The following is a 12403-nucleotide window of genomic DNA, read 5'->3' on the forward strand; positions in this document are numbered from 1 at the left end:
AGGTTCGGCGCCCCATAACCCCAATAACCAATGAGATCAGCGACGGAAAAAGACGCCCGGACGTAGCTGAGCTACGCCCGGGCGAGCGTTCATCGATCAGACGAGATCGAAACGGTCGGCGTTCATGACCTTGGTCCAGGCCGCCACGAAGTCCTTGACGAACTTCGCCTTGGAGTCGGACTGGGCATAGACTTCCGCGATGGCGCGAAGCTGCGAATGCGAGCCGAAGATCAGGTCGACGCGGGTGCCAGTCCACTTGGGCGCCTTGGTCTTGCGGTCATGACCTTCGTAAACACCATCCTTGCCGGCGACAGGCGACCATTCGGTGCCCATGTCGAGCAGGTTGACGAAGAAATCGTTCGTCAACGTTTCCGGCTGGGACGTGAAGACGCCGTGTTCGGGCTGGCCGGCCTTCAGCACGCGCAGGCCGCCGAGGAGAACCGTCATTTCCGGTGCCGTCAGCGTCAGCAGCTGAGCGCGGTCCACCAGGGCTTCTTCAGCCTTCATGAACTGCGTCTTGCCGCTGTTGACATAGTTGCGGAAGGCATCGGCACGGGGTTCCAGCGGCGCGAAGGAAGCCGCGTCCGTCTGTTCCTGCGAAGCGTCCATACGGCCCGGCGTGAACGGTACGGCAATGTCCTCTCCTGCTGCCTTGGCAGCCTTTTCGATGCCGGCGGCACCCGCAAGCACGATCAGGTCGGCCAGGGAGATCTTCTTGCTGCCGGTATGGGTAGCGGAGAAATCCTTCTGGATGCCTTCGAGAACGGCGAGCACCTTGGCGAGCTGCGCCGGCTGGTTGGCCTCCCAGTCCTTCTGCGGCGCAAGCCGGATGCGCGCACCATTTGCGCCGCCGCGCTTGTCGGAACCGCGGAAGGTCGAAGCCGAGGCCCAGGCGGTCGAGACCAGTTCCTGTACCGTGAGGCCGGATGCCAGAATCCTGGACTTCAGATCGGCGACATCGTGGTCATCGACCAGATCATGATCGACCGGCGGGATCACATCCTGCCAGATCAGGTCTTCGGCCGGAACTTCCGGACCGAGGTAGCGAACCTTCGGCCCCATGTCGCGGTGGGTCAGCTTGAACCAGGCGCGGGCGAAGGCATCGGCGAATTCGGCCGGGTTTTCCAGGAACCGGCGCGAGATCTTCTCGTAGGCCGGGTCGAAACGCAGCGCCAGATCGCTGGTCAGCATGGTCGGAAGCTGCTTTTTCGACGGGTCGAAAGCATCCGGAATGGAAGCTTCGGCACTCTTCGCCACCCACTGCTTGGCGCCGGCCGGGCTCGTGGTCAGCTCCCATTCGAAGCCGAACAGGTTCTCGAAGAAATAGTTGCTCCACTGGGTCGGAGTCTGGGTCCAGGTCACTTCCAGGCCGCTACCGATGGCATCGCGACCCACGCCGGTGTTGAACTTGCTCGACCAGCCGAGGCCCTGGGATTCGAGCTCGCCGCCTTCCGGGTCGACACCGACGAATGACGGATCGCCAGCGCCATGGGTCTTGCCGAACGTGTGGCCGCCGGCGATCAGCGCCACGGTCTCTTCGTCGTTCATCGCCATGCGGGCGAAGGTTTCGCGGATGTCGCGCGCGGATGCCAGCGGATCCGGGGTGCCGTTCGGGCCTTCCGGGTTGACATAGATGAGGCCCATCTGCACGGCGCCGAGCGGTTCTGCGAGCTGGCGTTCGCCGCTGTAGCGCTCATCCCCGAGCCAGGTTCCTTCCGGACCCCAGTAGAGCTCTTCCGGCTCCCAGACGTCGGCGCGGCCGCCGGCGAAACCGAACGTCTTGAAGCCCATCGATTCGAGCGCGATGTTGCCGGTGAGGATCATCAGATCCGCCCAGGAGATCTTGTTGCCGTATTTCTGCTTGATCGGCCAGAGCAGGCGACGAGCCTTGTCGAGGTTGACGTTGTCCGGCCAGCTGTTGAGCGGCGCAAAACGCTGCTGCCCCTGACCAGCGCCGCCGCGGCCGTCGGTGATTCGGTACGTGCCGGCGCTGTGCCAGGCCATGCGGATGAACAGGCCGCCGTAGTGACCGAAGTCGGCCGGCCACCACTCCTGGCTATCGGTCATCAGGGCATGAAGGTCTTTCTTCAGGCCCTCGAGATCGAGCGTCTTGAACTCTTCGGCATAATTGAACGCCTCGCCCATAGGGTCGGAACGCACCGAGTGCCCATGAAGGATCTGGACGTTCAGCTGGTTAGGCCACCAGTCGCGGTTCGATCTGCCGCGAGGCGTGTGGGCGACCGGACATTTGCCGGCGTTTTCGCTAGATTTCGCATCCATGACTATCTCCTTGATTACTTTAATTGTCTGCCGTGCAAAAGAGGGCGATTTCTCCCGGACCGCCCGGTCCGGCCGCGCTGTTTTCGACTGTAGTCCCCGCCTGTTAGTCGGAGCAAGCCAATCGCGCGCCCTCCCTCGTATCTCTTCTTAGCTGAAGCACCTGATAAATTTAAGTTGGATTTACTGATCGCTGCGATAAGCTGGGGTTATGAAGAATCTTACTCTCAAGCAGCTCCGTTATTTCGAAGCCCTGGCACGGGATGGCCGCTTCCGCCGCGCGGCCGATGCCTGTGCGATCTCTCAACCGGCCTTGTCGATGCAGATCAAGGAACTCGAACAGGAAGTGGGCGGCGACCTCTTCGAGCGGAATGCGCGCGAGGTGAAACTGACCGCCTTCGGCCAGACCTTCGCGCTGCGGGTTCGCGGCATCCTGCGGGCGGTGGATGAACTGGCGGACCTCGCCCGTGCGTCGCGCGATCCGTTCCTGGCCCGCTTGCGCATCGGCATCATCCCGACGATCGCGCCCTACCTGCTGCCGGCGATCATCAACGACCTGAACAGAACTTTCGACGGGATCGAAATACAGGTGCGCGAGACACAGACCGCAAAGCTGGTCCAGGAGCTGGCACAGGGCGAACTGGATCTGGCAATCGTCGCCCTGCCCGTATCGGAACCGTTCCTGACCGAGCTCAAATTGTTCGACGAGGAGTTTGTCCTGGTCCGGCGGCGCGAGGACGATGGCAAGCCGGTACCCGAACGCGAGGCTCTGCGCGAAATGCGCCTGCTTCTGCTGGAGGAAGGCCACTGTTTTCGCGATCAGGCTCTGTCGTTCTGCAAAATAGGCACGACGCGCCTGCGGGAAGTCATGGAGGGCAGCTCCCTGTCGACACTCGTGCAAATGGTCAGCGCCGGTATCGGTATTACGCTGATCCCGGAAATGGCTGTCCCGGTGGAAACGCGCTCGGCGCAGGTTTCGATCTCCCGCTTCCAGGCGCCGCAGCCCTCACGCACCATCGGAATGATCTGGCGCAATTCGACGCCCTTGGTCAGTCAGCTCCTGCAGATTTCCGAGGTCGTGCGCGGTTCGGCCGACACCATGCGCAGACAGCACGCCATGCGACCTTGATACCGCGGTGAAACGCTCCTCGGACGAGCCCCGGAGGGTATGCGCAATCCGCGGGGAAGGCGTTAAATATTTGATCTTGATAGGGATCAAATCGGAATCGTGCCCAGAAGAGGTGACTGGAGAGTGGGCTTTCTCAATGGCCTATCGATCTGTGGGAATGCGTTCCAAAGCTCCGGACTTCTCACGGAATCTTCATCATCCGGAACCTTTTGCCACTCATCCAGATTGGAATGTTGATCCGCGCAAACGGCGGACGGTGACGCCATCGGGAGGATGAGTTGAACGCCAACATTTCGGCTGCGATACGCGCCGTGCCATCTGAAGCCAGAGAAGCCATCGTCAACGTTCGGGGCCTTCGGGGCCACTGGGCCTTTTTGGCAATCGGCCTGGCGATCGCCACCGCCGTCATCGCTTTCCTGAATTACGAATTCAGCGGGCTGCTCGCATCATTGGCGATCGGTGTAGGTGTGGTGTTATTCTGCGCCGTGACATTGATTGGCGGGATTGCAAGCTGGTTGTTTTTCACCGGCCTGTTATGGAGGAGGTCGGAGGCCCGCGCGCCACCACGGCGGATACGGCGACTGGCGGATGATGATATACCAAGGCGGTTCTGGTTCTCCGGTTTTTTTGCCACCTTGCTGTGGATTGTTCCGCTATATGCCTTGGCGCTGGGCTTTGTCTCAGCCTCCGAGTAACTACTGCACCAAGGCAGCGGATATCCGGTCTTCCCGGTCGGCAGGCACCCGCGCCCAGAGCGGGGCCTCCCCAACCCCTTGCTTTTCACTTGGCCGCCCTGGCTAAATTGGCTATTCGCCAACCTCAGTGCCTGGACGAGGACGATGCGTTGACCGGACCAAAGACATATACGATCCCTGCGGCATGGTTGACGCCATTGCCGGCCGACTACAAAATCCCATTCTGGCGGTGGATCCTGCTGCCGGCTTCTGCGTGGATGCTGCATCGGAATGGCGGTCAATGGGTCGGCGGCGAGTTCTCCATTCGATCAAGCGACGTTCATTTCGCGAGGAAAGGCTTGATCAAAACCGGCAAACCGGCGGAGTGGAGCATACCCTTTGCCCGGATCCACAGCATCGGTTCAAAGAAGGGCATCGCGTCAGAGATTATCGAGATTCATCACACAGATGGAAAGACGAAAATCATGAGCGTCAGAGCGGAAGAATTCATCGAACTTCTTCGCGCGTCGGTTTCGATGGGCAGGAGCGTCGCGAATCAGGACGCATCTCGCCCGTAGTGCCGGTTAACGGGGTTGGGAATGGTTACAGGGACTTACGCTTGCTGGCACGTCCTACCACGAGCAGGGCGGCAAGGGCCGGTTCCAGGCCTCGGAAAAACACCTTCGCCAGATCCGCAATCATGTCGGCATGGTCTTCCAGAGCTTCAATCTCTTTCCTCATATGACGGTACTTCGCAACGTTGTCGAAGCGCCGGTGCGAGTACTGGGAATGGCGCGCGCGGAAGCCGAAGCGCGTGCGCTGGACCTGCTGCAGATGGTGGGGCTCGCGGACAAGAAGGACCACTATCCGGTCCAACTTTCCGGCGGGCAGCAGCAGCGTGTGGCCATTGCGCGAGCGCTTGCGATGCGCCCACGGGTTCTGCTTTTCGATGAACCACATCGGCACTTGATCCGCAACTGGTGGGCGAAGTGCTTTCGGTCATCCGCGCCCTGGCGCATGAACATGATCTCACTATGCTGATGGTCACCCATGAGATGCGCTTTGCCCGAGAGGTGTCGGATCGGGTCTGCTTTTTCGATAAGGGGCGCATCTGCGAACAGGGTGCACCTGAAGAGATATTCGGCGCGCCGCGAATGGAGCGGGCGCGCGAATTTCTGTCATCGGTTCTAGGGTAGCCAGGAAATCCGACGGGGGGGACATAGGCGGAAGGCTTAGAAACGTTGGAAAGAAGCTCTTGATAGGATTGGAACCAAAGACCCTGTGGGCCGCAATTCATATCTTCGCAAGCGTCCGGTCAGGAGACTTCGCGCGCCCTTTCGCTTTCATGCCCTGCTCGATAGGATGGAGGACGTAAACGAACGAATGCTCTGGGAAGCGCTTCGCATGTTCGTTCGCGATTGTTCGGTCTTGCGGCAATTGCATCCAATGGTCCCGCCACACGTGAAAGCCCGCACTAGGCGATCGGCAGGGTAAGCGCTCCCCGGACGGACGCACGCCGCGCCATTTCCGTGGGTGTCGTGCCGAACCGGCGCCGAAAAGAGGCAGCGAACCGTGCCGTGTTGGTGAAACCGTATCGGCGGGCGATCGTGTTGACCGAAGCGCCGGATGCACCGGACGCGAGCTCAGCACGCGCCAGATCAAGCCGGATAGAGTGCAGCATTCCCAGGGGCGTCGTACCGCGGAAATGGTGAAACACGGCGGTCAACGTTCGCAAACTGCATCCGGCTGCCGCGGCGACATGCGACATGCGAATAGGCTGTGCACTATGAGCGCGCATAAAATCCTCCGCTCGCCGAACATAGGCTGGAATTGCGCTCCCGGCTGTACCAGTCAGCCGATCAGTATGGTTGTGCGTAGCGCCGCGAAGAACCAGCGAGACAAGCAAGTCTGTCAGAGATGCAAGAGCGACCGGGCTGCTCGCTACGCCGTCCACCTGCTGAAACTCCTGGATAACAAAATCAAGCTGGCGTTTCAGGCTTGCTGCCAGCCCGGCGCTCCAATCGAGATGAGTTTCGAAGACAAGTGGGTGGCGCAAGTTGTCATCGAGCATGTGTTCGAGAGCACTCTCCAAATCCGTCACCTTGAAGAAGATGTTCGTTCGCGCGTTGTCGTCGCTAATCAATAACCGGGTGCTCGGATCGGGTCTCCAGGCGAGTCCGACATGGTTACTGGCCGTCGTAGATTTTCCCTCTCGTTCCAGTCTCATATGGCCTGCGAGCATTGTCGTGAAACAAAATAGATCTCCTTCGTCACCATCGACGGAGACATCGGTCGCAAAACTGCTATCGACACAACTTGCCAGAATGGAGCCGGCGCCTCGCGTGGCGAGTGTGAAGATCGGCTGATCGAACCGCATGCGCCAAAGCGCACGATCCCGCAGTTGGTAAGTGTAGACGCGACTCGACCTCACAACACGTTCGCTCACGCGCATCGTGCCGCTGAGATCGTCGGGATCCTTCGCACGGACGACATCGAACATCCCTAGCAGCGCAGGATTCACTAAAGAGGCTGCCATATCACTCCCCCACCCTCGCCACCCCTGTCGATCGCCCGCCAACTTAGACAAAATCGGCAGCGCGTGGACAAATTCGGCGACAAAATCCGGTAGCCGTCAAAATCGGCATCACCCACGTCATTGGACATGGCAGTATCAAGCCAGGCGCTATTTTTCGGAGCGCAATTCCTTTCAGAGGCTACATAATTAATGCTGCAATACAATCCCATCCCCTCTCATAACATAGTTGGCTTAGACGGAATCTTGGCGCAGGCGCTATCGGATACGATCGGAGCGATCTATGATTGCGCTCTTGATCCGCACCAGTGGCCTGGCGCGTGTCGAAGTATTTCCAATCTCTGTGAAAGCTCGGCGGGCGGGATATGTGTGCACGACCTCAAACACACACAGAATGACCAGCTGTTTGTTTTTGGATATCGGCCGGAGTTCCTGGAGAAATTGGGTTCGCACTACGCACAAAGCCCGATGGCAGAGGCGGATATCGTTTCCAACGTCGGCGACGTCAGCGCCCTCTCCATGACCCCTTATGAATTGCTCGAAACCAGGTTCTTTCGCGACGTACTGAAGCCCTTTGGAATCCAGGACATCATCTGGTTCCCCGCCTTGCGGACCGAGGGCCGCATGGCCTCCATGCATGCCTCCCGAAGCGAGAAGGTCGAGCATTATAAAAAGCGCGAGATCGATCTATTCAAGCTTCTCTCACCGCATGTCTGCCGTGCGCTCGCCATCTCGGACGCGCTCGATATTAAGACGCTGAATTCAGAGATGCTCGAACGGACGCTCGATTCACTGGTTGCCGGTGTTTTCCTCACGGCACGCGATGGCCGCGTCGTTTATATGAACGCCGCCGCCGAGCGTCAGACCCGAATGGGCAACTCCATTCGCATCGTCAACAACCGGCTTTCTCCCATTGATCAGACGGCGCGCGCCGTACTGTCCAGGGCCATCGAACAGGCCGGAAGTGATGACGTGGATATCGACATGACGGCATATTCCCTGGCCATCCCGGATGCCCAGGGCACCGGCTATGTTGCGACCTTTCTTCCGGTCAAGAGTGGTCAGCGCCGCAACACTGTCGCCCCATTTGCAGCATCGTGTGCCGTGTTCATGCAGGATCCTGTTCAGGCACCGCTCATGCCCGGTGAAGCCTTTGCAAGACTTCACCGGCTGACCGGCAGCGAGCTTCGCGTGCTGCTGGCACTTGCCCAGGGATTGGGCGGAAAAGAAGCGGCTGACCTGCTCGGCATCAGCGAGGCGACCGTGCGCACGCATCTCAAGCACCTCTTCTCCAAAACAGGCACGTCCCGGCAGGCCAAGCTCCTGCAGTTGCTGCACAACTCGACGCCACCGATCCGGGCACCGCAGCGGACCGTTTGTTAAATTCCGAGGACATACTTCTCCAACCGCGCAGACTGCAGCGCTCGCGCCGTCGAGCCAGGCCCTTGATGACCGCGCCGTAAGAATAAGCACCCGCGTCATTGGTTCCGATGATGCGGGTGCCAGCAACCTGCCTAACATCCGCAACTGCCCGAACGGCGATCGGAGGCGTGGCCCATTCTTCAATGCTGAACGGGTCACGCATACCGGGACGAGGAGATGAGCGATGAAACGAAGTATCTTTGATTGGCCAGGCATTCGAGAAAAAGGGACACGAGCGCTTTTCTGCGGCTGTTTCCTCGCAGGCGCCTACCTCGCATCAACGACGGATGCAAAGACGCAAGTGCAGACGGGGCACTTTGCCCGCGAGTGCGCCCTTAAGGAAATCACTGTCATCACCCTGATCGAGGATCATGGGGCGGCCGCGGACCTGCCTGCGGATCAGCTGCACAACGCCGCATTGATGCAATTGCGCGCGCGTTCGGCTTGCTCCGAGGGTCGCGTCCACGAGGCGCAGGCGCTCTACGACAACATTCTCGATCTCGGGCCTGTGGCATCGGCCAAGCGCTAGAAACCCATCCAGCGGGTGTTCACAGGACGGGATGCCAAAGCCGATCTGCTTCATCAGAGCTTGCGGGCTCACCGCCGCCGCTTTCGGCTCGGTCAAAAACCAGCCTGATCCTGTCTAACCGCAGGGCGCACTGCAAATTGGTCTCTCTCGGCACCGTCATATAGCCGTACCGCCGTAAGAATATGCACCCGCATCATTGGTTCCGATGACGCAGCGGCACCAGCGGATCGCTTAGCATCGCTCCAGTTGCCAAGAATTTTCGGGAGACCATCGATGACGGAAACGCTTTCCAACACGCCAGAGACGAACAGCCTCGCTCGCGAACTAGCCGAGCCACTGACCAGCAAGGCGGCTTTCTATTTCAGCTTGGCCCGCCGGCATGTGCGGCGGGCTCGAACCAAGAAGATCCTTCGAACGCTGAGCAATGAACAGCTCAAGGATGCCGGCATTGACAGGTCTCTGATCCATTCTGGCCCGGAATTCGAGGTCGATACTCGCCTGCTGAGCACTCTGATGTCGCTGAGATGAAAAGTCGGAAGATTGCGGCTTGATCGAGGCTGAGCGAACTCGGAAATCCTAAATGCCTGGTCCCAACCTTAGCTTTAGGATGAGACCCGCGTGGGGGACCCCCTGCGCGGGTCTTTTGATCTGCCGCGACATGCGGGCAGGATTCGGGCCCTCGAGACCGTGAGGAAAGGGTCACCGGTACCGTGCCGGGCGCAGCACAAGGCATGTGGGTGCGCCGGCCGTAGCATACCAAACGGTGACCAATACCAAACCGCCGCTGAGGCAGCAAAATCCGCCAGAAGTGATGTCATCAAGGCCAATCGAAGCGAGAGAAACGGCGGATGTCCGTACACATCGAGGAATACCGCGGGTACCGCGTCGCGATCTACAGCCGAAATGATCATCATGCGGTGATTACAGCGCCTGGAGGCAACGCCGCAATGGACTTCGGGATCTACTGGCCGCGCTCCACCGTCGTCGAAGGAGCTGCAATCTGCCTAGAACGGGCAATGGCGCTGATCGATGAATTGACCGAGAGCGTAAGTGAGGACCGGTGAATGGCCCGGCCGCTGCAGAGCCAGATCGACAGGTCGTTGCTGATCGGAACAAACCGCCAATGACTTTGCCCCAACCAAATCGAGTTGGAAAAGGCGGGACAAAGGCCGGCAAAAACCGAGCAAAATCAATGCTCGAAAATGGAATGGTGCCCAGAAGAGGACTCGAACCTCCACACCCTTTCGGGTACCAGCACCTGAAGCTGGCGCGTCTACCAATTCCGCCATCTGGGCGACGGAGAGCCATGTACGGGTGTGACCTTCCCCTGTCAACTGGCTTTTTGAAGTTTCCGTGCCTGTCGCCAAAAAACCTTCACGGATCTGTCACGGACGGCCTCAGCTCTCGCTGTCTTCCTTTGCCTTGCGGTCCAGGTGGCCGAGATCGCGGTCCGGGTCAATCATGTCGCGCACCCGCTGCTTCAACTCCTTGGGTCCGGGAAACCCGCCGTCTCGCTTGCGTTCCCAGATGAGTTCGCCATTCACCTGGATCTCGAAATTGCCTCCGGTGCCGGGGATCAGCGCCACTTCGCTGAGCGCATCGCCAAAGGTCTGCAGAAGCTCCTGCGCCATCCAGCCGGCCCGGAGCAACCAGTTGCACTGGGTGCAATAGAGAATCGTAATGCGCGGTTTTTCCATCATGTTTCACCTCCTACCCTAGTCAATTTAGTCTCACAATAATGTCAACTATAATGGTCAAGTTTTTGAACGCACGCATCTCGACAGAACGAGCGCGAACGTCAATTTGGGGCTGCAGCAACGATAGTCGCGTCGTTTTCATAAAAAGAGGTTCCATGGCTCTTCAGTCCACCACCCGCTCCCGCCTGATCATTCCGGCGCTCGCCCCTGTTTATACCTCCGCCCATGAGATCGTCGAGACGATCCTGCGCGTGACGGCCGGCGTTTTGCTGGTCACCCACGGTTTCGGCAAGATCACCAATCCGTTCGGCGCGGTCGGCATGGTGGAAAGCCTCGGCTTCTATCCGGGCGCCTTCTGGTCGCCGCTGCTCGCCGCCACGGAATTCTTCGGGGGCATCCTCGTCGCCATCGGCCTCTTCACCCGCCCCGCCTCCTTCGCGGCGATGATCGTGCTTCTGGTCACCGTCTATTTCCACGGCATCGCACAGAACCAGGGTCTCGCCGGCGCGGAAAAGTCCATCCTCTGGGCGGCAATCTTCCTGTTCTTCGCCCTGCGCGGCGGCAATAGCCAATCGGTCGACGCCCGCCTCGGCCGGACGTTCTAACCTCGCTGTCAAGGCTGGGCCTCTTCCCGAGGGCTCAGCCTTTTCCTTCGAGCGCCAGCCGCACGACGGTGCCGAGATCAGCCTCGGCAAACCCAAGCGCCGCCGCATTCTCGAAGCTGGCGCGCGCCGCTTGGATGGCCGGGGTCGCGACGCCAAGGCCGCGGGCAAGATCGAAAACCACGCCCATGTCCTTCAGCACGCCGGAGACTGGAAAGCCGACCGCCTCGGTCTCGCCGAGTATGACGGGAAGCCGAGACCGCATGGCCGGGCTTGCCGCCGGGCTGCCGGAGAGGATTTCGATCATCTTGTCGCGCCCAAGCCCCGCCTTGCCACCGAGTTCGACGGCTTCCTTCATGATCTGCCACAGCCCCATCAGCATCATGTTGTTGACGAGCTTGGCGGACGCGCCGTCGCCTAGCGTCCCGACATGATGAATCCTGTCCGAGAGGTTTACCGCGACCGGCAGAAATCGCTGAAAATCCTTCTCCGCCCCCCCGATATAAAGGCCGACCGTGCCCGCCAGCAGCATTTCCGGCCCGCCTGAGATCGGCGCATCGAGAAGCGCGGCGTCCGCCTTGCTCATAGCGGCTTCATGGGCGCGCAGCGTCTGGGGACTGACCGTGCTGGTATCGACGATCAGCTTGCCGGCGAGATCGGCGGCGGTGAGCTCACCGAGCATGGCGTGCACCGCGGCATCGTCGAGCAGTGCCAGGATGACGATATCCGAAACATCGAGAAGTGCAGCCAGATCGATTGAGGCGGTGATCCCGAGGGTCGCCGCCTTGTCGGGCAAAAGACCGCTGCGTGTCCACCCCGCCACCGCAAATCCCTGCGTTGAAAGGCGCTTGGCCATGGCGCTGCCCATCCGGCCGAGGCCGACGATACCAATCCGCTCTTTAATCATGCGTTTGATCCTGCTCATGTCGTGTCCGCGAACTTTAAAGCAGAACATGCCGATCCCGTCTTGTTCATTTTGCATTGCGGGAGGCTTGAGGAATATTTCATATTCGACATGCGTAATCTGAGGGAGCCCGGACGGAAGATGAGCGAGATATTCGAAGGCGGCTGCTTCTGCGGCAAGGTCCGCTATCGCATGCATGGGCGGCCGATGTTCATCCATTGCTGCCATTGCACCGATTGCCAGCATCAGACGGGCGGCGCCTTTGCCATCAATGCGCTGATCGAGGCCGACCGGGTCGAGATCACACAGAGCCGACCGGTCGCAGTGGCCATGAAGACCGATAGCGGCTTGCCCCACGATATCTACCGCTGTCCGCAATGCCAGACAGCGGTCTGGAGCGACTACGGCCGGCGCCAATGGATGCTGTTCGTCCGGGTCCAGACGCTCGAAAGGCGCTCCGAGTTCTCCCCCGACGTACATATATTCACCCGCTCGAAGGTCGCCTGGGTGGGCCTGCCGGAAGACGCTAATGTCTTCGATGAATATTATAGTACGAAGACGATGTGGCCACCCGAAAGCCTTGCGCGACGCGAGGCCGCCCGGGTCAAGGCCGGGGCGGAACGCTGAAGCGGGGAG

General features: G+C 59.9%; 13 protein-coding genes, 1 tRNA gene and 1 pseudogene. 10 read left to right on the forward strand and 5 right to left on the reverse strand.

What is annotated here, in order from left to right; genetic code table 11:
- Window positions 1-96 precede the first annotated feature (96 nt).
- Window positions 97-2280 (reverse strand): catalase/peroxidase HPI, encoded by a 2184-nt coding sequence (katG, locus tag ABCW43_RS21140; protein WP_345928058.1) that lies wholly within the window; start codon window positions 2278-2280, stop codon window positions 97-99.
- 208 nt (window positions 2281-2488) lie between these two features.
- On the opposite strand from katG, the gene ABCW43_RS21145 reads away from it, so the two are divergent.
- The 4 genes and pseudogenes from ABCW43_RS21145 to ehuA form a co-directional block, all read left to right on the forward strand.
- The gene (locus ABCW43_RS21145; RefSeq protein ID WP_345928060.1) at window positions 2489-3406 is read left to right on the forward strand and encodes a hydrogen peroxide-inducible genes activator; all 918 of its coding nucleotides are present in this window, start codon (window positions 2489-2491) and stop codon (window positions 3404-3406) included.
- Window positions 3407-3684: 278 nt separating this feature from the next.
- Window positions 3685-4101 (forward strand): hypothetical protein, encoded by a 417-nt coding sequence (locus ABCW43_RS21150; protein ID WP_345928062.1) that lies wholly within the window; start codon window positions 3685-3687, stop codon window positions 4099-4101.
- Window positions 4102-4250: 149 nt separating this feature from the next.
- Window positions 4251-4658 carry a PH domain-containing protein gene (locus ABCW43_RS21155; protein ID WP_345928064.1) on the forward strand — a complete coding sequence of 136 codons (408 nt, stop codon included), beginning with the start codon at window positions 4251-4253 and terminating at the stop codon, window positions 4656-4658.
- A gap of 34 nt (window positions 4659-4692) precedes the next feature.
- Window positions 4693-5276, forward strand: a pseudogene (ehuA, locus tag ABCW43_RS21160) (ectoine/hydroxyectoine ABC transporter ATP-binding protein EhuA); the annotation flags it as partial.
- Between the two features lie 278 nt (window positions 5277-5554).
- Here the strand turns inward: ehuA and ABCW43_RS21165 are convergent.
- Complete coding sequence (locus ABCW43_RS21165; RefSeq protein ID WP_345928066.1) at window positions 5555-6616, reverse strand: helix-turn-helix domain-containing protein; 1062 nt, start codon at window positions 6614-6616, stop codon at window positions 5555-5557.
- Window positions 6617-6859: 243 nt separating this feature from the next.
- On the opposite strand from ABCW43_RS21165, the gene ABCW43_RS21170 reads away from it, so the two are divergent.
- From ABCW43_RS21170 to ABCW43_RS21185, 4 genes are all read left to right on the forward strand, one after another.
- A complete protein-coding gene (locus ABCW43_RS21170) occupies window positions 6860-7996 on the forward strand; it encodes a helix-turn-helix transcriptional regulator (protein ID WP_345928068.1) in 1137 nt (378 codons plus the stop codon).
- Window positions 7997-8219: 223 nt separating this feature from the next.
- Window positions 8220-8564 (forward strand): hypothetical protein, encoded by a 345-nt coding sequence (locus tag ABCW43_RS21175; RefSeq protein ID WP_345928069.1) that lies wholly within the window; start codon window positions 8220-8222, stop codon window positions 8562-8564.
- Window positions 8565-8837: 273 nt separating this feature from the next.
- Complete coding sequence (locus tag ABCW43_RS21180; protein ID WP_345928071.1) at window positions 8838-9092, forward strand: YjiS-like domain-containing protein; 255 nt, start codon at window positions 8838-8840, stop codon at window positions 9090-9092.
- Window positions 9093-9412: 320 nt separating this feature from the next.
- Window positions 9413-9628, forward strand: a complete 216-nt coding sequence (locus ABCW43_RS21185) for a hypothetical protein (protein ID WP_345928073.1) — start codon at window positions 9413-9415, stop codon at window positions 9626-9628.
- Between the two features lie 144 nt (window positions 9629-9772).
- Here the strand turns inward: ABCW43_RS21185 and ABCW43_RS21190 are convergent.
- Window positions 9773-9859 (reverse strand) — tRNA-Leu (locus ABCW43_RS21190).
- 102 nt (window positions 9860-9961) lie between these two features.
- Complete coding sequence (locus ABCW43_RS21195) at window positions 9962-10264, reverse strand: Rdx family protein (protein ID WP_345928076.1); 303 nt, start codon at window positions 10262-10264, stop codon at window positions 9962-9964.
- 152 nt (window positions 10265-10416) lie between these two features.
- On the opposite strand from ABCW43_RS21195, the gene ABCW43_RS21200 reads away from it, so the two are divergent.
- Window positions 10417-10866 (forward strand): DoxX family protein, encoded by a 450-nt coding sequence (locus ABCW43_RS21200; protein ID WP_345928078.1) that lies wholly within the window; start codon window positions 10417-10419, stop codon window positions 10864-10866.
- A 34-nt stretch (window positions 10867-10900) separates the two neighbouring features.
- Here the strand turns inward: ABCW43_RS21200 and ABCW43_RS21205 are convergent, their stop codons facing one another.
- Entirely contained in the window at window positions 10901-11788 is an 888-nt protein-coding gene (locus tag ABCW43_RS21205; protein ID WP_345928079.1) for an NAD(P)-dependent oxidoreductase, read from the reverse strand.
- Between the two features lie 120 nt (window positions 11789-11908).
- Between ABCW43_RS21205 and ABCW43_RS21210 the strand changes: the two genes are divergently transcribed.
- Entirely contained in the window at window positions 11909-12394 is a 486-nt protein-coding gene (locus ABCW43_RS21210; protein WP_345928081.1) for a GFA family protein, read from the forward strand.
- The last annotated feature ends 9 nt before the right edge of the window (window positions 12395-12403 follow it).

It is taken from the genome of Neorhizobium tunisiense (assembly GCF_039631515.1).
Classification (GTDB): Bacteria; Pseudomonadota; Alphaproteobacteria; order Rhizobiales; family Rhizobiaceae; genus Neorhizobium.

Coding starts and splice junctions, on each gene's coding strand:
- katG (WP_345928058.1), bottom strand. CDS start 2,280: ATGGATGCGAAATCTAGCGAAAACGCCGGCAAATGTCCGGTCGCCCAC.
- ABCW43_RS21145 (WP_345928060.1), top strand. CDS start 2,489: ATGAAGAATCTTACTCTCAAGCAGCTCCGTTATTTCGAAGCCCTGGCA.
- ABCW43_RS21165 (WP_345928066.1), bottom strand. CDS start 6,616: ATGGCAGCCTCTTTAGTGAATCCTGCGCTGCTAGGGATGTTCGATGTC.
- ABCW43_RS21175 (WP_345928069.1), top strand. CDS start 8,220: ATGAAACGAAGTATCTTTGATTGGCCAGGCATTCGAGAAAAAGGGACA.
- ABCW43_RS21180 (WP_345928071.1), top strand. CDS start 8,838: ATGACGGAAACGCTTTCCAACACGCCAGAGACGAACAGCCTCGCTCGC.
- ABCW43_RS21185 (WP_345928073.1), top strand. CDS start 9,413: ATGTCCGTACACATCGAGGAATACCGCGGGTACCGCGTCGCGATCTAC.
- ABCW43_RS21195 (WP_345928076.1), bottom strand. CDS start 10,264: ATGATGGAAAAACCGCGCATTACGATTCTCTATTGCACCCAGTGCAAC.
- ABCW43_RS21200 (WP_345928078.1), top strand. CDS start 10,417: ATGGCTCTTCAGTCCACCACCCGCTCCCGCCTGATCATTCCGGCGCTC.
- ABCW43_RS21205 (WP_345928079.1), bottom strand. CDS start 11,788: ATGAGCAGGATCAAACGCATGATTAAAGAGCGGATTGGTATCGTCGGC.
- ABCW43_RS21210 (WP_345928081.1), top strand. CDS start 11,909: ATGAGCGAGATATTCGAAGGCGGCTGCTTCTGCGGCAAGGTCCGCTAT.